The sequence below is a fragment of the Brevibacterium linens genome (assembly GCF_003999335.1).
Taxonomy (GTDB): Bacteria; Actinomycetota; Actinomycetes; order Actinomycetales; family Brevibacteriaceae; genus Brevibacterium; species Brevibacterium linens.
Map to the genome: position 1 here is coordinate 1871454 of NZ_CP026734.1, position 17977 is coordinate 1889430.

Below are 17977 nucleotides of genomic sequence, written 5' to 3' on the forward strand. Positions count from 1 at the left end.
CTCAGGCTTGGCGCAGGCTGCGCTTGAGGATCTTCCCCGCCGAGTTCTTCGGCAGTTCGGCGACGAACTCCACCCGCTTGGGCACCTTGAATCCGGCCAAACGCGACTTGACGTGGCCGGTGACTTCCTCGGCCGACAGTGACGGCTGGCCGTCCTTGAGGACGACGAAGGCGGCGACCGCCTCGATCCACTTCTCATCGGCGATCCCGACCACAGCCACCTCGGCGACCTGGGGCAGTTCGAAGATCGCGTCCTCGACCTGGCGGCTGGCGACCAGCACGCCGCCCGTGTTGATCACGTCCTTGACCCGGTCGACGACCTCGACGAAACCCTCCTCGTCGACCTTGACGAGGTCCCCGGAATGGAACCAGCCGTTGTCGAACGCCTCGGCGGTGGCTTCCGGGCGGTTCCAATAGCCTTCGCACAGCTGCGGCGACCGGTAGAGGATCTCGCCCTCCTCGCCGGGGCCGACGTCGTGACCGCCGGCGTCGACGACACGGGTCTCGATGAACATGACCGGGCGACCGGCCGAACCCGGATGATCGTCGTGCTCTTCGGGTCGCAGCACAGTGCACAGGGGCCCGAGCTCGGACTGGCCGAAGCAGTTGTAGAAGCCCAGCTGCGGAAGCCGCCGGCGCAGGCGCTGAAGGATCGGCCCGGGCATGATCGACGCACCGTAGTAGGCCTTGTGGAGGCTGTCGAGGTTGCGGGTTTCGAGGTCGGGGCTGTTGGCCAGCGCTACCCAGACGGTGGGAGCGGCGAAGAACGAATTGATCTGGCGTTCCTCGAAGATGGCGAGCAGCTGCTCGGGCACGGGTGCAGGGACGATGATGTTGTGCGCGCCGATCGACAGCAGCGGCAGCAGGAAGACGTGCATCTGCGCAGAGTGATAGAGCGGCAGGGCATGGACGGCACGATCCTTCGCTGCGAAGTCAAGGGACATGAGGGACGACAGGTACTCGTGCAGAAGGGCACGATGGGTCATCACCGCCCCTTTCGGCGCCGAGGTGGTACCGGAGGTGTAGAGCAGCTGAGCCACGTCCGCGTCATCGACGGTGAACTCGGCACTGTCGGCAGGAGCGATCTCCTCCGCGGTGGCGACCGGAACGAGATCGGCGAAGTCGATCACCTGCGCCTCGGCCCCGGTCGGTGTTGCGGTGACAGCGGACATGAGATCGGCGTCGGCGAAGACGATCTCGGCACCGGAATTGCTGAGGATGTAGTCGAGTTCGTCGTTCTTCAGCTGATAGTTGACCGGCACATGGATGAACCCGGCACGGGCGCAGCCGAGATAGAGGAGGACGAAGAGATCGGAGTTCTTCCCATAGGCGGCGACCCGGTCGCCCTTCGTCACGCCGTGACGGACGAGTTCGCGGGCCACCGCGGTCACGGCGGCGTCGAGCTCAGCATAGGTCCAGGTCCGGTCGCCGAACTCGATGGCGGTGTCGGTGGGGACACGACCAGCGCTGCGTCGGATGAGGTCCGAGACCGTGGACGAGTTTCTGATGACGGGTGATTCGGAGGAGGTGCCTGTAGTTGTCATGGCCCCAATATATGATCTGAATCACGTTCCCGGAAAATCGTCCGCCGATCTCTTCGTCATCCTCGGGGTGTTCCCAATTGCCGGATTCCGGGCCATGATCACCGACCCCGATGTAATAGTGTGGGGGCATGAGACATCCGAAGGTGAGTGACTGCGTTGAGGTCTTCGACTCGCTGTGGCCGCCGGCTCTGGCCGAGCCCTGGGACTCCGTAGGACTGGCTGTCGGCGACCCGGATTCCGAGGTCCGGTCGATCCTGCTGGCTCTTGATCCGATGGACGCCGTGATCGCCGAGGCTGTCGTCCTCGGTGCGGACCTCGTGTTCAACCATCACCCGCTCATGCTCAAACCCGTGAAGTCGGTCAACGCCGCAACGCTCAAGGGCGGAGCCGTCCACACTCTCATCAGCAACGACATTGCTCTGTTCAATGCGCACACGAACGCCGATTCGGCTCGTGGCGGAGTCTCAGATGTGCTCATCTCGCTTCTGGGCATCGAGGATGCGCGGCCCTTGGCCGCACACTCCGGCGCTGACGATTCGGAACGCGGCTCGCCGGCGACAGGAATCGGACGCGTCGGCGATCTCGACCGGCCCACACCGGTTCGCGACCTCGCCAGGCGACTGGCGACGCAGCTGCCGCGCACCACGACAGGTGTGCGCATCGCCGGCGACCCGGCTGCGACAGCGACCCGTGTCGCGGTCTGCGGCGGCGCCGGCGACTCGCTGTTCGCCGAGGTCCGAGCCAGCGGCGCCGACGTCTACGTGACCGCAGACCTCCGCCATCATCCGGCCACCGAGGCTCTTGACACGGCGAATCGTCGCGCGCGTGGACTCTCGCTCATCGACGTCTCCCACTGGGCGTCTGAGACAGTCTGGCTGAATGCGGCGGCCGAGGCGCTCGAGACCGAATTCGCCCGGCGGGGCTTCGCTGTCTCGCTGCAGCACTCGGCGGTCAACACCGACCCCTGGGTCGAACGGTACTGACAAGGAGACCGACGATGCTCATCACCGACAGCCAGAGAACTGCGCTGCAGACCCTCATCGAGCTCACCGCCCACGGGCGCGCCCTGCAGTTCGAACACGACAATCCGAGACGGGCTGAGGAACTCCAGGAGCTCATCTCCCGTCACAAGGAGCTCGGCGAGAAGCGGACCGAGGCCGCTGCGGTCGTCGACGGCCACCAGGAGGCCATCGCCGAAGCCACCCGTCTCATCGAGGCACAACGATCGAAGGTCGAGAAGAAGACCGCCGAGCTCAACGACGGCACCGGTCTGACCAGCAGAGACATGGTGAATCTGCAAGAGGAGATCGCTGGTCACGAAGCTCGGGTCGCCGAGCTCGAAGAATCGCAGCTGGAGGAGATGGAGAAGCTCGAAGCCGCTGAAGACGAACTCGCGGCAGTCGATGACCGGATCGCCGAGGTCACGGCCTCCGGCAAAGAGGTGCAGACCGCGGTGAAGGACAGGAAAGCCGAACTGCGGGAACTCATCGCCGAGAACGAATCCGCAGCGTCGGGCGCGAGGAGCGAAATGCCGCAGCAGCTGCTGTCGGCGTTCGATGACAATGTCCGGCAAGGCGGTCCCGGAGCCGCACTGCTGAATGGACCCAACTGTCAGGCGTGCGGTCAGGAGATCGGCGGAGCTGTCTGGCATGAGATGCTCGGCGCCGACGTCAACGAAACCTATGAATGCGAAGAGTGCGAAGCGGTGCTGCTGCGTCGCAGCTGATCCTGTCTCGACCGATCTCGTCACCCCTGAAGGACGGGATCGTCTTTGCCACGCGTCTCAGTCGCGGAGGGCGATCATGAGATTCGCCGGCTTTGATTTCGTCGATGCGGTGAATTCGACCTCATAGAGTTCCTCAGCCCGAGACACAAGGTCATCAATGGTCTCCGGCAGGGCTCGATCGTCGGAGAGCAGTCGACCGGCGAACTCGCCTCGGTAGAACTTCGCCCAGTGGGAGACGACGCGACGCTTCCCACCACTGACGGACACAGCGCCCATGGTGACGACCTGATCAGCGGGACCCGGCCACACGGTACGGTAATCGCTCGAACGGCAGTCGAGGGCCACCTCGGCGGGATCGAGGGAACAGGACTTCGCCAGAATCGGCTTCCAATAGGATGTCAGCTTTCCCAGGGTTCCCAGATCGGTCTTCATCGCCAGTCGGTAAGCGGGGATCGCGTCGAGTCCGTGCACTCGGCCGAACAGGGCAGAGAAGACGTGGACGTCGTGGAGGCGGTGCCGCAGCGTCTCGTCATCATCCGACCGCGCCACCAGTTCTCTCGCGCCCATCGCCTCGTAGAGCACTCCGGAATAGGTGAGCAGTGCGGGAGCACAGGGGATCTCGTCGAGAATCGTGTTGCGTTCGACGTCCGCGGTCAGCGACGCGCCGACGCCGAGTTTCTCGAGGGCATCTCGACGCTTCGACACCTTCTTCAGCGCAGCGAGCACGCGTTTGCGCTTCGTGGTGAGCTCCGGAGCCGAGAGACTGTCGAGGTCGAGCGTGGGGCCGGATGACGACGGGGTCTTGCCCTCGGAGGGCGGCAGCAGGATCTTCACCACCCCATCGTATGATCACGCACTGTCGCGGCTGAGGCCGGGTGCGGATGAGGTTGATCACGTTCGATGTCCGGCATCCGCTGCATGTGGGTGCCGTGTGCGTGGGGGCCTTGCCGAGCGACTACACTGGGATGCTTGAGGACAGGTCACCAGACGGTCGCGGCTCTCTTCACGAGGGCTGAGGAACGTCCGGGCTCCACAGAGCAGGGATGGTGGGTAACACCCACCCGGGGCGACCCGCGGGCCAGTGCAACAGAAAGCAGACCGCCCAGTTCCGACTGGGTAAGGGTGAAACGGTGGTGTAAGAGACCACCAGGGCGGCGGGTGACCGTCGCCGCTGGGTAAACCCCATCCGGAGCAAGATCAGACAGACGACGTTCGAGGCTGCTCGCCGAGTCGTCGGGTGGATTGCTTGAGGCCGGTGGCAACATCGGTCCCAGATAGATGACCGTCAGGCGAGAAGGGCGACCGACTCGTCGACAGAACCCGGCTTATCGGTGGCCTGTCCTCGCCCTCATGGTCAGCTGCGGCGCCCCAATCACGACGTGCTGCGACGGATCTTCGCCTTCCCGTCTTGGACCGCGACCATCGCAGCCCCGACGATTCCGGCGTTGTTGTACAGCTTCGCCGGCTTGAGCTTCGCTTGCGTCTTGATGAGCGGCAGATACTGGTCATGGGACTTCGAGACTCCGCCGCCGACGATGATGACGTCCGGGGCAACCAGCAGTTCGATCTGCGAATAGTACTGCTGCAGCCGGGCCGCCCATTCCGGATAGGAAAGTCCCAGCCGGGTCCGGACCGATTCCGCGGCCTGCGTTTCGGCGTCGGCCCCGTTCATCTCGATATGACCGAGTTCGGTGTAGGGCACCATCCGGCCCTGAGTGAACAGCGCAGTTCCGATCCCCGTGCCCAGAGTCGTCAGCAGCACCGTCTTCTTCCGATGCTTGCGTCCGGCGCCGAAGATCATCTCGGCCAGGCCCGCGGCATCGGCGTCGTTGAGGAAGTACACGGTACGGCCCGTGCTCTCCGCGATGATCTCGGCGATGGGCGAACCGATCCAACTCTGGTCGAGGTTCGCCGTGTATTCGACGCGTCCTTCGCGGATGACGCCGGGGAATCCGCAGCCGACCGGCAGGGAATCGAGAGCGGCACGGTCGGCGACGAGTTCGAGCTCCACGGCACGCTCACTGAGCGCATGGAGCAGCGTGGTGATCGTCGCAGCCACGGCATCCGGGGTGCTCGGCTTCGGGGTGAGCTCGCGCAGCCGCTTGAACGGCAGCTTGCCGGTCACTGTGTCGACGAGGGCCGCCTTAATCCCGGTCCCGCCGATGTCGATGCCGATCGCAAAGCGGGGGGAGGCCTCTGTGCTCATCTCATCTCTCCTCGTGTGCGGGTCCCGCGGCGATCGCGGTGTCGGCGTCGGGCAGGGTCAGGATCTCGGCGCCGGACTCGGTCACCGCCAGCGTGTGCTCGAACTGGGCGGAACGCCTGCGATCCTTCGTCACCACGGTCCAGGAATCGTCCCAGACGTCCCAGTCGATGGTGCCGAGGTTGAGCATCGGCTCGATCGTGAAGATCATTCCCGGCTCCATCGTCTCGGCGTGGGCGGGAGCGGCATCATAGTGCGGGATGATGAGCCCCGAATGGAATTCGCGTCCGACCCCGTGGCCGCTGTAGTCGCGCACGACGCCGTAGTCGAAGCGCTTCGCATATTTCTCGATCACCCGTCCGATGACGTTGATCTGCCGCCCCGGTCGGACCGCTTTGATTCCGCGCATCATCGACTCGTAGGTGCGTTCGATGAGCAGGCGAGACTCCTCGTCGACGTCTCCGGCGGTGAATGTGTAGTTCGTATCCCCGTGCATGCCCTGGTAGTAGGCCGTGATGTCGACGTTGACGATGTCGCCGTCTGCGATGACGGTCGAATCGGGGATGCCGTGGCAGATCACCTCGTTGACGGAGGTGCATACGGATTTCGGGAAACCGCGATAGCCCAGAGTTGACGGGTACGCTCCGTGATCGCACATGAACTCGTGCGCGACCCGGTCGATGTCATCGGTGGTGATGCCGGGGACGATCATTTCGCCGACGGCGGCCAGGGCGTTGGCCGCGATCCGACCGGCCTCCCGCACCGCCTCGACCTCCTCGGGGCTGTAGAAATTGTTTCCCCGGCCTTCGTCGGCGTCGGCGCGACCGACGTACTCCGGGCGGGGGATGTTCTTCGGCACACCGCGTTCGGGCGAGACGGTGCCGGGCGTGAGCAGGCGAGTGTGAACAGTCATGATGGTGTCGATCCTATGCTGGAAACGCGGCTTTGTCCCGCCGGCCGCCCGCCTGTCGATGAGGGTGCGAAGGGCGCGTGGAGTCTAGAATCGGAAGCAGCCGTGCCAAGGAGACGGGAGGCAGATTGAGCGACGACACGACATCGGCGGGCCACGAGTTCGCAGGCCTGGGCGAAGTGGTGAGCCTGACGAGCGCACCGCAGCAGATCGCCGACCACATCCTCTCCGGCATCGCCGTGGGAGCGCTGCCGGAAGGCACACTGCTGCCGGGAGAGCGGGCCCTGGCCGCGGATCTGCAGGTCTCCCGCTCGAGCGTGCGCGCTGCCCTGCTGCGGTTGGAGCGTCTCGGTGTCGTCGAACGCCGCCGCGGCCGCGGGGGAGGGACGTTCGTCAAGACCGCGCGCCCCGAGGCGCTGGCCCCCATGGCCGGCAGGATCGACGAATTCCACGCCGAACGTCGCAACCTCCTCGATGCCCGCGCCGTCTTCCAGAATTCCCTGGCCGCGACCGCTGCGCGCAGACGCACCGAGGATGAGCTGAGCGAGCTCCGAGAGTTGGCCGAAGTCTATTCCCGACGCGCCGAGGCGGCCGCCGCCCGCACGGCGGACGCGCAGTTCCACTTCGCCATCGCCCGGGCCGGGCACAACCCGGAACTCGTGCGCATGGCCATCGACCTCGATACGAAGATCAACGCCGGTTTCCGTCACGACCCGTTCTCTGCCGAGCTCTTCGACCACGCCGTGGACGATCACGGCGCAATCGTCGAGGCGATCGCCGCGGGAGACGCAGCAGAGGCCGGACGACTGTGCGAGGAGCACTTCAGATACACGACCATCGTCCCCCGCCCCTGACCCACTTACTACCTGACGGCGGCTCAGCAACCTCGCGCGAGGTTGCTGAGCCGCCGTCAGGTAGTAATAAAAGGGGAGGGGTCAGTTGGCCAGGGCGTGGGCCACGGACACGGCTTCGTAGCCGAACGCCTCGGCGACGAAGCCGTTCGTGACATGCCCATTGTGGATGTTGAGGCCGCGAGCCAGGGCCGCATCGTTCGACAGCGCCTTATGCCACCCCTGATCGGCGATCTTCACGGCAAACGGCAGAGTCGCATTCGTCAGTGCCGCCGTGGCCGTGTTCGGCACGGCACCGGGCATGTTCGCCACGCAGTAGTAGACCGAGTTGTGCACGGTGAACGTCGGATCATCGTGCGTCGTCGGTCGTGAGTTCTCGAAGCAGCCGCCCTGATCGATGGCGATGTCGACGAGCACCGAGCCCGGCTTCATCCCGGAGACCATGTCATCGGTGACGAGCTTGGGCGCCTTCTTGCCCGGGATGAGCACCGAACCGATCACGAGATCAGCCGAGGCCAGAGACTTCGTGATCTCGTACTTGTTCGACACCTTCGTGCCGATGGCACCGGCGAAGGTCTCATCGATCTGCCGCAGACGCGGAATGTTGATGTCGATGACTTCAACGGTCGCTCCGAGACCGAGGGCCATGCGGGCGGCGTTCGTCCCGGCCACACCGGCACCGATGACGACGACATTCGCCCGCTCGACGCCGGGGACCCCGGAGAGCAGGATGCCGCGACCACCATTGGCTTTGAGCAGGCTGTGCGCGCCGACCTGAGTCGACAGGCGTCCGGCGATCTCACTCATCGGAGCCAGCAGCGGAAGACCGCCGCCGTCGGGCTGGACGGTCTCGTAGGCGATGGCCGTGGTCCCGGCCTCCATCAGAGCCTTCGTGAGTGCCTCATCGGCAGCGAGGTGGAGGTAGGTGAAGAGGATGAGATCCTTGCGCAGGAACCCGTATTCCTGGGCGATCGGCTCCTTGACCTTGAGCACGAGATCGCCGGCGGCCCAGGTGGAGGCCGCGTCGGGGGCGATCGTCGCTCCGGCTGCCTCGTATTCGGCGTCGATGATGAAGGAGCCTTCGCCGGCTCCCGCCTGGACGGTGACCTCATGGCCGTGGGCGACGAGCTCGTTGACACCGGCAGCGGTGATGGCGACTCGGAATTCGTTGTTCTTGACCTCGGTGGGCACTGAAATGCGCATTGTGTGTCCTTCTCTCCTGGTGATGAGCCGCAACGGCGGAGGCGGCCGACCACTCCGTCGACCGTCGATGGTGCCAACTCTATTCCTTTGAAGGTTTGGAGAGCAAACCTTTAAGTCTGTTTCCGTCTTCCCAATTGCGAAATCAGTGTGTGTGAGTGCCAGATGCCGCGGAAACCATGGTTCCAGACGGTGCAGGAGTGCACCGGAGGTATCAGGAGCCGCAGTTCCTGGCATTGAGCGGCAGGTGCCGCCAGTTCTCCTCGTGAACCGGTAAGCTGAAAGTGTCAATACAGAACCCCGCCGAGGAGAGAGGGCTCGCCATGGGACTCTACGAAGATATCGACGACCCGAACTCGAAGTACTACTTCAACCTCGAGACGAACACCGTCGAAAAGGGCCTGGTCAGCGATTGGACCCACCGCATGGGGCCATACGAGACCGAGGAAGTCGCCCGCGCCGCGCTGGAGAAGGCACGTGAGCGCAATCAGAAGTGGGACGAAGACGACGAGAAGTGGAACGGCTGAACCGATGTCGCGTCAGGAGGAATTCGTTCTCAGGACAGTCGAGGATCGTGAAGTGCGATTCATCCGACTCTGGTTCACCGATGTCCTCGGACAGCTGAAGTCCGTGGCCATCGTTCCCGCCGAACTCGAAGGCGCCTTCTCCGAAGGCATCGGGTTCGACGGTTCGGCAGTCGAGGGACTGTCACGGGTATTCGAGGCCGATATGGTCCTCAAGCCCGATCCTTCGACGTTCTCTCTGCTGCCCTGGCGCGGGGAGATCGAGCCGACCGGGAGAATGTTCTGCGACGTCCACGTCCCCGGGGGAGAACCGGCGCCGGCTGACCCGCGCAACGTCCTCAAGCGCACCTTGGCCAAAGCCGCCGAACGCGGCTTCACCTTCTACGTGCATCCGGAGATCGAGTTCTATCTGTTCAAGACCGACAACCTCGATCCCGTCTCCGGGATCAGCGATGGCACCGCGCCGAAGCCCGTCGACACGGCAGGCTACTTCGACCATGTCAACGGCGGAACGGCCAACGACTTCCGGCGGGAAGCCGTCACCATGCTCGAAGCCATGGGCCTGTCGGTGGAATTCTCCCACCATGAGGCCGGACCCGGTCAGAACGAGATCGATCTGCGCTATGCCGACGCGCTGACGATGGCCGACAACGTCATGACGTTCCGGTCTGTGATCAAAGAGGTCGCGATCTCTCAGGGTGTCTACGCCTCATTCATGCCCAAGCCGATGGCCGAGCACCCGGGCAATGGGATGCACACGCATGTCTCCCTGTTCGAGGGCGAGAACAATGCCTTCTTCGAACCGGGTGCTGAGTACCAGCTGTCGAAGACCGGTCGCCAGTTCATCGCCGGACTGCTCACCCACGCCGCTGAGATCTCCGCGGTGACCAACCAGCACGTGAACTCGTACAAACGCCTGTGGACCGGGCACGAAGCCCCGTCGTACATCTCGTGGGGCCATCGCAACCGTTCGGCGCTCGTGCGAGTCCCGCAGTACAACTCAGGGAAGTCCTCATCCGCACGGGTCGAATACCGTGCTCTCGACTCCTCGGCCAACCCATACCTGTCCTATGCGCTTATGCTCGCAGCGGGCCTCAAGGGAATCGAGGAAGGGTACGAACTGCCTGACGAGGCCGAGGACAACGTCTGGCTGCTCTCATCCACTGAACGTCGAGCGATGGGCATCGAAGCGCTGCCGCGCAGCCTCTCCCACGCCCTGGAGCTGATGGAAGGCTCGGACCTCGTCGCAGAGACGCTGGGCGAGGAAGTGTTCGACTTCTTCCTGCGCAACAAACGGCAGGAATGGACCGACTACCGTGCACAGGTGACTCCGTACGAAATCGCCAAGCACTTCACCTCGATGTGATGGCCGCAGTCACATCTCGCACCACCAGCATCCCGGATGCCACTGCCCGCTTCCTCCGCGAGCTCGATGAGCTGCTCGGTGAGGCCCTGGGCACTGACTCGAGGTTCGTCGATCTGCTCATGGCCGCACCGGATCCGCACGGGGCGGCGCTCGGTCTGCTCCGCGTGGTCGAGGCCGCAGGAGAGGATTCCGGGGCGCTGCTGGACGCGGTGAGGTCGGGGACGAAGAGCGACCTGGCCGAGGATGAACTCAATCGTCCGCTCCTGGCTCGACTGCTCGCGGTCGTCGGCACGTCGGAGGCGATGGTCGATCACCTCGTCCGACATCCCGACTCCCTGCCGTTGCTGCTCGTCCCGGACCCGTTCCTGCTGATCTCCACGCCTGCCGCCTCGGCGGTGTCCCTGCGCGCCGAGATGCTCTCGGCCCTCGGCGCTGACCCCGACGATCCGGCTCCGCGTGCGAAGGTGACCGGAGACGAAGGAATCAAGGCACTGCGACGAAACTACCGTGATGCTGTGCTTCGCCTCGTCGCCGACGACCTGTCGGCGGAGTCCCCGGGCGAGATCGTCGACCAGGTCATGGCCGTCCTGTCGGATCTGGCGGCGGCCGCACTCGACGCGGCCCTGGCCATCGCGCGTGCCGAGCTCGATGAGGCGGCCCACATCCGTCTTGCCGTCATCGCCCTGGGCAAGACCGGGGCCCGAGAACTCAACTACGTCTCCGATGTCGACGTCGTCTTCGTCCTCGACTCCGCTGAGACCGAGGGGGCCAGGAACCTGGCCACCGATCTCGCCCAACGCATGCGCAGCATCCTCTCGGACGCCGGAGGAGAGCCCGCCCTGTGGGAGGTCGACACGGCGCTGCGCCCCGAAGGCAAAGCCGGAGCACTCGTGCGGACGCTGTCGGAGTTCGAACACTATTACGCCGAGATCGCCGAGAACTGGGAATTCCAGGCCCTGCTCAAGGCCCGACCCGTGGCCGGCGACGTGGAGGTGGGGGAGGCGTTCTCCGCAACGCTTCTGCCCCTGGTGTGGCAGGCGGCCAGCCGTCCAGACTTCATCGATGGGATCCGCGCGATGCGTCGGCGCGTCGTCGACCTCATCCCGGCAGTCGAAGCCCCACGCCAGATCAAACTGGGACGCGGGGGTCTGCGAGACGTCGAATTCTCCGCCCAGATGCTCCAGCTCGTCCACGGACGCAATGATGAGGACATCCGCACCCCGAACACCCTCGTCGCCCTCGAAGAGCTCGGAGAGCACGGATACATCGGTCAACAGGACGCATCGGTCTTCTCGACCGCGTACCGGTTCATGCGGGTCGTCGAACACCGAGTCCAGATCCCGAGGATGATGCGCAACGCACTCATCCCCGACGACGAGACCAAGCTGCGGATGCTGGCCCGCTCCGTCTTCCGCTCCGGGTCACGGACCGGGGACCGCCTCGAAGAGGTCCGCCGCGACTATGCGAAACAGGTCACCCGGCTCCACGAGCAGATCTTCTATCGGCCCATCCTCGAGGCGGCCGTGGGAGTCCACGGTGCCGTCGTGGACGCGCAGAAGCGAGGAACGAGTCTGCAGGCGGCCGCCGATCGCCTCCAGGCTTTCGGCTATGTTGACCCGCAGGGAGCATTGGGCCACATCAAGGCCCTGACCACAGGCATGTCGCGTACGGCATTGGTCATCAAACAGGTGCTTCCGGCCCTGCTCGACTGGTTCTCCGATGGGGTCGAACCCGACCGAGCTCTGCTGGCCTTCCGACGGCTGAGCGAGTCGCTGGCATCGTCGGGGTGGTTCCTCAAGATGCTTCGTGACTCCGGTCTCGCCGCCAAATCGGTGGCCGAGGTGCTTTCCCTGTCCGGGTATGCGACGGAACTTCTGCAGCGCCAGCCTGCTGCTGTCGCCTGGCTGGATCGCTACGAGAACCTCGACGCCCGTGACCTTGCGATCCTCAACGCCGAAGTCGACGGACTGCTCAAACGCCACGGGGCCGACGCGGTCACTCCGATTCGTGAGACCTACAGCCGTGAGCTGCTGCGCATCGCTCTGCGCGACGTCCTCGATGTCGGAGATCGGGCCGAGATACCCGGCGATCTCTCCGATCTCATGGACCTGGCGGTCCGCGGTGCCCTGGAGGCGGTCCGAACCGACTTGGACGGGCCAGAGACTCCGGACTACGAATTCGGGATCATCTCGATGGGCCGCTGGGGCGGACGGGAGATCGGCTACTTCTCCGACGCCGATGCGATGTTCGTCTACCGGCCCTTGAGCGACGATCTCGACGCCGAGGCTCGGGGAAAGCTGAGCAAGCATGTGACGAAAGTGGCCCTCCAGCTCACCTCCCGGCTCAAGGCCAGCGAAGGCGCCCAGGGGGTCGACCTCGATGCGGATCTGCGACCGGAAGGCAAGAACGGGCCGTTGGTACGCAGCTTCGCGTCCTACCAGGCTTACTACGCGAAGTGGTCTCAGCCGTGGGAGGCGCAGGCGCTGCTCCGGGCACGTCCGGTCGCCGGCGACGACGGTCTCATCGCCGATTTTCGGGCACTCATCGATCCGCTGCGCTATCCCGTGGAGATGCCGCAGAAGGCGCTGACGCAGGTGCGCACGCTCAAGGCCCGGATGGAAGATGAACGTCTGCCGCGCAGTGCCGATAAGCGTCGACATCTCAAACTCGGTCGAGGTAGCCTCTCCGATGTCGAATGGACCGTCCAGCTCCTGCAGCTTCGGCATGGGCATCGGGTGGACGGGCTGCGTACGACCTCTACTCTGTCGGCTCTCGACGTGGCCACTGAGGAAGGTCTGCTTCCGGCCGACGATGCCGAACAGCTGGCCGCGGCCTGGCAGCTGGCCACCGATGTGCGTTCCGCGGTCATGCTCTTCCGCGGTCGCACGGCGGAATCGCTGCCTGCCGATCACACCGAGCTCGAGGCCACGGCCCGCCTGCTCGGCTATCCGGCAGGGGCGGGCCATGATCTCGAAGACGACTATCTGCGTACGACCCGGCACGCTCGGTCCGTGATGGAGCACCGCTTCTACGAATTCTGAGGCACTGGCTGCGGCAGGCTGCCGTCATCGGGTTCCCCGCATGAGACCGCCGAATCAGACTTCGGGTCGACGGGTCAGAGGACGGTCGACGAGTCAGTCGGCGAATTCGAGCCCGAGCAGAGCGTTCTCGACCACCTCGGGCAGGGCCGGGTGGATCCAGTACTGCCCGGTGGCCACCTCGTCGGCCTTCTGACCGAAGGCCATCGCCTGGATGAGCGGTTGGATGAGAATCGAGGCTTCATGCCCGACGATATGCGCGCCGAGGATGTGCCGGGTGTGGCGATCGGCGATGATCTTCACGATTCCCGGATCATCGGCCATCGCCCAGCCGTAGGCGACGTCGGAGAACTTCTGAACCTTGATCGTGACCTCGTGCCCGGCCTCCGTCGCCTGGTCCTCGGTCATGCCCACAAAGGCGACCTGAGGGGAGGAGAAGACGGCGCCGGGCACGGCATGATGGTTGACGGCAGTGAGGTCAGCGGTCCGTGCACTGCCCGGCGCTCCTGCCGCGACATCTGCATCCAGGTTGCGGCCGACGACCTTCGCCTCGTGGTTGGCGACGTGCTTGAGCTGGTGCGGTGAGGAGATGTCCCCGAGAGCGAACATTCCCGGCACCGGCTGTCCGGCGGAGAGGACTCGTTGGTATTCGTCCACGGACAGGCGCTTCCCATCGGTGACGTCGAAACCGGCGGTCTCGACGTCGAGCTCGGCGGTGTTGGGGACCCGTCCCGTGGCCACGAGCACGCCGTCGGCGGTGATCGTCTCGGACAGGTCCACCTCGGCGAGGCGCCCGCTGGGTTCGAGGGTCAGCGTGACCTCGCCGTCGGCGACGTCGATCTGCTTCGCCTGGGCCCCGTGGAGGACGGTGTGGGAGGAGTCGAAGATCCGGGTGAACTCGTCGGCGGCCTCCTCGTCGATATTGCTCAGGAGGCGGGGGCCGCGGGCCAGGACGGTCACCTCGGTGCCGAGAGCGGCGAAGACGTGGGCGAACTCCATGGCCACGATCCCGGAGCCGATGATGACCAGGCGACGCGGCTGTTCGGCGCGGCGCATCACCGTGTTCGAGGTGAACACCGGGTAGTCGTCGGTGTCGATGCGGGCGATGTCGATCCCGGCGATGTCGGGGATGAACGGGTGGGCGCCGGCGGCGATGACGATGCGATCGGCGGTGATCTCCTCGCCGGAAGCAGTGCGCACGGTCTTCGCCCCGGTGAAATGAACGTGTTCGGGCACGACTGTGACGTTGGGTTGGCGGTCGCTGCTGCGGTATTCGCGTCCTCCGGACTCGATGGCGTCGATGCGGGAGAAGATGCGTTCCTGGAGGCCTGCCCAATCGACTTCGGGGTGGGTGGAGGTCAGATTGTAGCGATCGGCGTGGGCGGCCTGCTCGGCCAGAGTGGCGGGGTAGACGAACATCTTCGTCGGGATGCACCCGACGTTGAGGCAGGTGCCGCCAAAGTGCCATTCCTCGGCGATGGCGGTCTTCAGACCCGCGAATCGCTTGTCGAGGAACATATTTCCCGAACCGGTGCCGATGAGCAGCAGGTCATAATGCGTCAAAGTCCATCCCTCCGATGGTGCGTGATCCGACCGGCCGCGTGGGCGGCCGCAGAGCCGAAAGGGCGCCACGGGTGAAAACCCGTGACGCCCTCACTCTATTCCACTCGGCTGCGGGGTCTCAGCTCGGCTGAGGTCGGCCGCCGGCCGAGATCAGAGTGCGTAGTAGAGCTCGAACTCCGTCGGTGTCGGACGCAGGCGAGCGACATCGAGTTCGTTCTCACGCTTGATGCGGATCCATGTCTCGATGAGGTCGGGGGTGAATACGTCCCCGGCGGTGAGGAAGTCGTGGTCCTTCTCGAGCTCGATGAGAGCCTCGTCGAGGGTGCCGGGGACGAGCTTGATGTCCTTGGCCTCCTCCGGCGGGAGCTCGTAGAGGTCCTTGTCGATGGGCTCCGGGGGCTCGATGCGGTTGCGGATGCCGTCGAGTCCGGCCATGAGCTGCGCCGAGAACGCGAGGTAGGGGTTCGACGAGGGGTCGGGTACGCGGAACTCGAGGCGCTTGGCCTTCGGCGAGGAACCGGTCACAGGAATGCGGATAGCGGCCGAACGGTTACGTGCCGAGTAGACGAGGTTGACCGGAGCCTCATAGCCGGGCACGAGTCGACGGTAGGAGTTGATAGTCGGGTTCGTGAAGGCGAGCACGGCGCCGGCGTGCTCGATGAGGCCGCCGATGTACCAGCGGGCGAGGTCGGAGAGCCCGCCGTAGCCGTTCTCGTCATAGAACAGGGGCTCGCCGTTCTTCCACAGCGACTGGTGGCAGTGCATTCCCGAACCGTTGTCGTCGAACATCGGCTTGGGCATGAACGTCGCAGACTTGCCGTTGGCGAACGCAGTGTTCTTGATGACGTACTTGAAGTCGAGCAGCTGGTCGGCGGCGTGCTGGAGGGTGTTGAACTTGTAGTTGATCTCCTGCTGACCCGCGGTGCCGACCTCGTGGTGGGCCCGTTCCATCTCGAACCCGATCTGCTCGAGCGTCAGCGACATCTCGTCACGAATATCAGCGAAGTGGTCCTGTGGAGAGACGGGGAAGTACCCGCTCTTGTGCGGGGTCTTGTAGCCGAGATTGCCGCCGGCCTCATCGGCGCCGGTGTTCCACACTGCTTCCTCGGAGTCGATGCGGTAGAAGCTGTTGCCGGGAGTGTTCTCGTACTGGATGGAGTCGAAGAGGTAGAACTCCGCCTCGGCGCCGTAGAAAGCCGTGTCGGCGATGCCGGTGCTCTGCAGGTAAGCCTCGGCTTTGGCCGCGACCTGGCGGGGATCGCGGGAGTACGGCTCGTCGGTGAAGGGGTCGACGATCGAATGCGTGACGACCAGAGTCTTCGCCTCACGGAATGGATCGATGTAGGCGGAGGTGACATCGGCGAGCAGTTTCATGTCGGACTCGTGGATGCCCTGGAAGCCTGTGATGGAGGACCCGTCGAAGAGCAGACCTTCGGTGATCTCCTCCGTGCCGTATGAGGCGGCGGGGAGGTTGAAGTGCTGGACCACACCGGGCAGGTCGCAGAACCGGACATCGACGAATTTGACGTCGTTGTCCGAAATGAAATTGACGAGTTCTTCAGCAGACGAGAACACTTAGGTCTCCTAGTTCGTGTACGGTGGCCGTTTGTCCTGACCGCAGTCGATTCTAGTCGCAGAAGAGTGAAGTGGTGATGTCAGTCATGTTTCGGGCATGTTTCCTGAGGATCCATTCAGCTCGGATTCCGTAGGCTGGGGGAGTGATCAATCGTGACGACCTTGGTTCCTGGCTCGAAGGACCCCGGTTCGACAGGGATGACGACGACTGGCCCGGGAAGCGGCTCGGTCTGCCTGTCAGCGGCTCGCATTCTCTGGCCCCGGCGTGGAAGCGCATCTTCGCCCTGCTCGTCGACTGGCTGATGTGTCTGGCGATCGCCAATCTCATCGATCCGGCGAATCCGGTCCTGGCTCCAGCCATCTTCGCACTCGAGAATTTTGTGCTCGTGGGAACTCTCGGCTACTCGGTGGGGCATCGCCTCTTCGGCATCGAGGTCCGCCGTCTCGACGGCCATGTGCCGGGATTGCTCAAGTCGCTCATCCGCGCGCTCCTCGTTGTGCTCGTCATCCCCGCCCTCATCTTCAACCGGGACAACCGCGGAGTCCACGACCTCGCTGCCGGAACCGTCATCCTCCGCCGCTGACCTCCTTGTTGCTACCTGACGGCGGCCCAGCAACCTCGCGCGAGGTTGCTGGGCCGCCGTCAGGTAGCAACAAGGGGTGGTGGGATGAGAGCGGCGCCGACTCGGATCGAGTCGGCGCCGCTGCTTCGTCTTTGCTGGGTGTCTGCGGATCAGCGTCCGCGCATGGCCTTGTGGTTCGGGCGGGCCTTGTTCGGGTCGATTCCCTTCGGGATCGGCGGGCGCGAACCCTGAGTGCCGAGTGCGGCAAGACGGTTGCGCACGGCCAGCACCTCGGCGCGGTTGAGTTTGCGCGGCAGCTTCTGCACGGCCGGAACGACCTGCTTCATCGTCAGCTGGCCGTCTTCCTTGCCACCCTGGAAGGTGTGGACCGGGACGTTGGGGAGGATGCGCTCGTGACGCTTCTTCTCCTTGGCCAGCAGCTTCGCACTGCGACCCTTCGGCCCTTCGCTCAGCAGCACGACGCCGGCACGGCCGGTCGAGCGGAACACGAGATCGCGGCTCTTCGGGTCGACAGCGATGGGCTTCTCGTCCATGAGGTAGCCGCGACGAGCGGTGTTGAGGACGGCCCCGAAGGCTCCCGGCTGTCCGTCCATCTGAGCGAATGCGGCGGTCTCGGCGAAGCGCCCGAGCATGAACATGCCCAACAGCAGACCGATCATGAAGCCGAGGATCGTCGTGAAGATCGCGGTGGTGCCGCCGATGAGCAGACCGATCATGAGACCGATGAGCGTGCACCCGAGGATCGCCGCAGCCAACAGCCACGGAGTCGCTTTGTTGTGTTTGGCGGACAGCTCATAGACCTGACGCATCTGCGCCAGACGGCCGGGCTTCTTGTTCGGATCTTTGGGCTTGCGCCGGAAGAGTCCCTTACGCGGTTCTTCGCTCATTCTCTCA

15 protein-coding genes and 1 other RNA gene are annotated in these 17977 nt (G+C 64.6%); 8 read left to right on the forward strand and 8 right to left on the reverse strand.

The window, feature by feature from the left end; translation table 11 throughout:
- Nucleotide 1: 1 nt before the first annotated feature.
- A complete protein-coding gene (locus CXR29_RS08545) occupies nucleotides 2-1543 on the reverse strand; it encodes a fatty acyl-CoA synthetase (RefSeq protein ID WP_127364326.1) in 1542 nt (513 codons plus the stop codon).
- Between the two features lie 128 nt (nucleotides 1544-1671).
- Between CXR29_RS08545 and CXR29_RS08550 the strand changes: the two genes are divergently transcribed.
- Nucleotides 1672-2526: a Nif3-like dinuclear metal center hexameric protein gene (locus tag CXR29_RS08550; RefSeq protein WP_101554028.1), complete on the forward strand. Its 855-nt coding sequence runs from the start codon at nucleotides 1672-1674 to the stop codon at nucleotides 2524-2526.
- A gap of 14 nt (nucleotides 2527-2540) precedes the next feature.
- Entirely contained in the window at nucleotides 2541-3269 is a 729-nt protein-coding gene (locus tag CXR29_RS08555; protein ID WP_025780320.1) for a zinc ribbon domain-containing protein, read from the forward strand.
- A 57-nt stretch (nucleotides 3270-3326) separates the two neighbouring features.
- Here the strand turns inward: CXR29_RS08555 and CXR29_RS08560 are convergent, their stop codons facing one another.
- The gene (locus CXR29_RS08560) at nucleotides 3327-4103 is read right to left on the reverse strand and encodes a YaaA family protein (RefSeq protein ID WP_101554029.1); all 777 of its coding nucleotides are present in this window, start codon (nucleotides 4101-4103) and stop codon (nucleotides 3327-3329) included.
- A 141-nt stretch (nucleotides 4104-4244) separates the two neighbouring features.
- On the opposite strand from CXR29_RS08560, the gene rnpB reads away from it, so the two are divergent.
- An RNA gene (gene rnpB, locus CXR29_RS08565) (RNase P RNA component class A) lies at nucleotides 4245-4613 on the forward strand.
- 28 nt (nucleotides 4614-4641) lie between these two features.
- On the opposite strand, the gene ppgK is transcribed toward rnpB, so the two are convergent.
- Both ppgK and map read right to left on the reverse strand, forming a co-directional pair.
- Nucleotides 4642-5475 carry a polyphosphate--glucose phosphotransferase gene (ppgK, locus tag CXR29_RS08570; RefSeq protein WP_127364327.1) on the reverse strand — a complete coding sequence of 278 codons (834 nt, stop codon included), beginning with the start codon at nucleotides 5473-5475 and terminating at the stop codon, nucleotides 4642-4644.
- Between the two features lies 1 nt (nucleotide 5476).
- Nucleotides 5477-6385, reverse strand: a complete 909-nt coding sequence (gene map, locus CXR29_RS08575; RefSeq protein ID WP_127364328.1) for a type I methionyl aminopeptidase — start codon at nucleotides 6383-6385, stop codon at nucleotides 5477-5479.
- 125 nt (nucleotides 6386-6510) lie between these two features.
- Between map and CXR29_RS08580 the strand changes: the two genes are divergently transcribed.
- Nucleotides 6511-7236 (forward strand): FadR/GntR family transcriptional regulator, encoded by a 726-nt coding sequence (locus CXR29_RS08580; protein WP_101554032.1) that lies wholly within the window; start codon nucleotides 6511-6513, stop codon nucleotides 7234-7236.
- A gap of 81 nt (nucleotides 7237-7317) precedes the next feature.
- Here the strand turns inward: CXR29_RS08580 and ald are convergent, their stop codons facing one another.
- Entirely contained in the window at nucleotides 7318-8436 is a 1119-nt protein-coding gene (gene ald / locus CXR29_RS08585; RefSeq protein WP_101555245.1) for an alanine dehydrogenase, read from the reverse strand.
- Nucleotides 8437-8756: 320 nt separating this feature from the next.
- Between ald and CXR29_RS08590 the strand changes: the two genes are divergently transcribed.
- From CXR29_RS08590 to CXR29_RS08600, 3 genes are read left to right on the forward strand one after another with little or no spacing between them, the layout of a single operon-like run.
- Complete coding sequence (locus tag CXR29_RS08590) at nucleotides 8757-8960, forward strand: hypothetical protein (protein ID WP_035320335.1); 204 nt, start codon at nucleotides 8757-8759, stop codon at nucleotides 8958-8960.
- A 4-nt stretch (nucleotides 8961-8964) separates the two neighbouring features.
- A complete protein-coding gene (glnA, locus tag CXR29_RS08595; protein ID WP_025778301.1) occupies nucleotides 8965-10323 on the forward strand; it encodes a type I glutamate--ammonia ligase in 1359 nt (452 codons plus the stop codon).
- Nucleotides 10323-13364, forward strand: coding sequence for a bifunctional [glutamine synthetase] adenylyltransferase/[glutamine synthetase]-adenylyl-L-tyrosine phosphorylase (locus CXR29_RS08600; RefSeq protein ID WP_101593546.1), 3042 nt, complete (start codon nucleotides 10323-10325; stop codon nucleotides 13362-13364). The genes glnA (CXR29_RS08595) and CXR29_RS08600 overlap by 1 nt, the downstream gene beginning before the upstream one ends.
- 93 nt (nucleotides 13365-13457) lie before the next feature.
- On the opposite strand, the gene CXR29_RS08605 is transcribed toward CXR29_RS08600, so the two are convergent.
- On the reverse strand, nucleotides 13458-14924 hold the full coding sequence (locus tag CXR29_RS08605) for a mycothione reductase (RefSeq protein ID WP_101593544.1): 1467 nt from the start codon (nucleotides 14922-14924) through the stop codon (nucleotides 13458-13460).
- Nucleotides 14925-15074: 150 nt separating this feature from the next.
- The gene (gene glnA, locus CXR29_RS08610) at nucleotides 15075-16499 is read right to left on the reverse strand and encodes a type I glutamate--ammonia ligase (protein ID WP_101555242.1); all 1425 of its coding nucleotides are present in this window, start codon (nucleotides 16497-16499) and stop codon (nucleotides 15075-15077) included.
- 143 nt (nucleotides 16500-16642) lie between these two features.
- Here glnA (CXR29_RS08610) and CXR29_RS08615 point away from each other — a divergent pair, with 143 nt between their 5' ends.
- Entirely contained in the window at nucleotides 16643-17083 is a 441-nt protein-coding gene (locus CXR29_RS08615; RefSeq protein WP_101555241.1) for an RDD family protein, read from the forward strand.
- A gap of 149 nt (nucleotides 17084-17232) precedes the next feature.
- Here the strand turns inward: CXR29_RS08615 and CXR29_RS08620 are convergent, their stop codons facing one another.
- Nucleotides 17233-17970, reverse strand: coding sequence for a DUF4191 domain-containing protein (locus tag CXR29_RS08620; protein ID WP_101555240.1), 738 nt, complete (start codon nucleotides 17968-17970; stop codon nucleotides 17233-17235).
- Between the last annotated feature and the right edge of the window lie 7 nt (nucleotides 17971-17977).

Coding starts and splice junctions, on each gene's coding strand:
- ppgK (WP_127364327.1), bottom strand. CDS start 5,475: ATGAGCACAGAGGCCTCCCCCCGCTTTGCGATCGGCATCGACATCGGC.
- CXR29_RS08600 (WP_101593546.1), top strand. CDS start 10,323: ATGGCCGCAGTCACATCTCGCACCACCAGCATCCCGGATGCCACTGCC.
- glnA (WP_025778301.1), top strand. CDS start 8,965: ATGTCGCGTCAGGAGGAATTCGTTCTCAGGACAGTCGAGGATCGTGAA.
- CXR29_RS08590 (WP_035320335.1), top strand. CDS start 8,757: ATGGGACTCTACGAAGATATCGACGACCCGAACTCGAAGTACTACTTC.
- CXR29_RS08550 (WP_101554028.1), top strand. CDS start 1,672: ATGAGACATCCGAAGGTGAGTGACTGCGTTGAGGTCTTCGACTCGCTG.
- CXR29_RS08555 (WP_025780320.1), top strand. CDS start 2,541: ATGCTCATCACCGACAGCCAGAGAACTGCGCTGCAGACCCTCATCGAG.
- CXR29_RS08620 (WP_101555240.1), bottom strand. CDS start 17,970: ATGAGCGAAGAACCGCGTAAGGGACTCTTCCGGCGCAAGCCCAAAGAT.
- map (WP_127364328.1), bottom strand. CDS start 6,385: ATGACTGTTCACACTCGCCTGCTCACGCCCGGCACCGTCTCGCCCGAA.
- CXR29_RS08545 (WP_127364326.1), bottom strand. CDS start 1,543: ATGACAACTACAGGCACCTCCTCCGAATCACCCGTCATCAGAAACTCG.
- ald (WP_101555245.1), bottom strand. CDS start 8,436: ATGCGCATTTCAGTGCCCACCGAGGTCAAGAACAACGAATTCCGAGTC.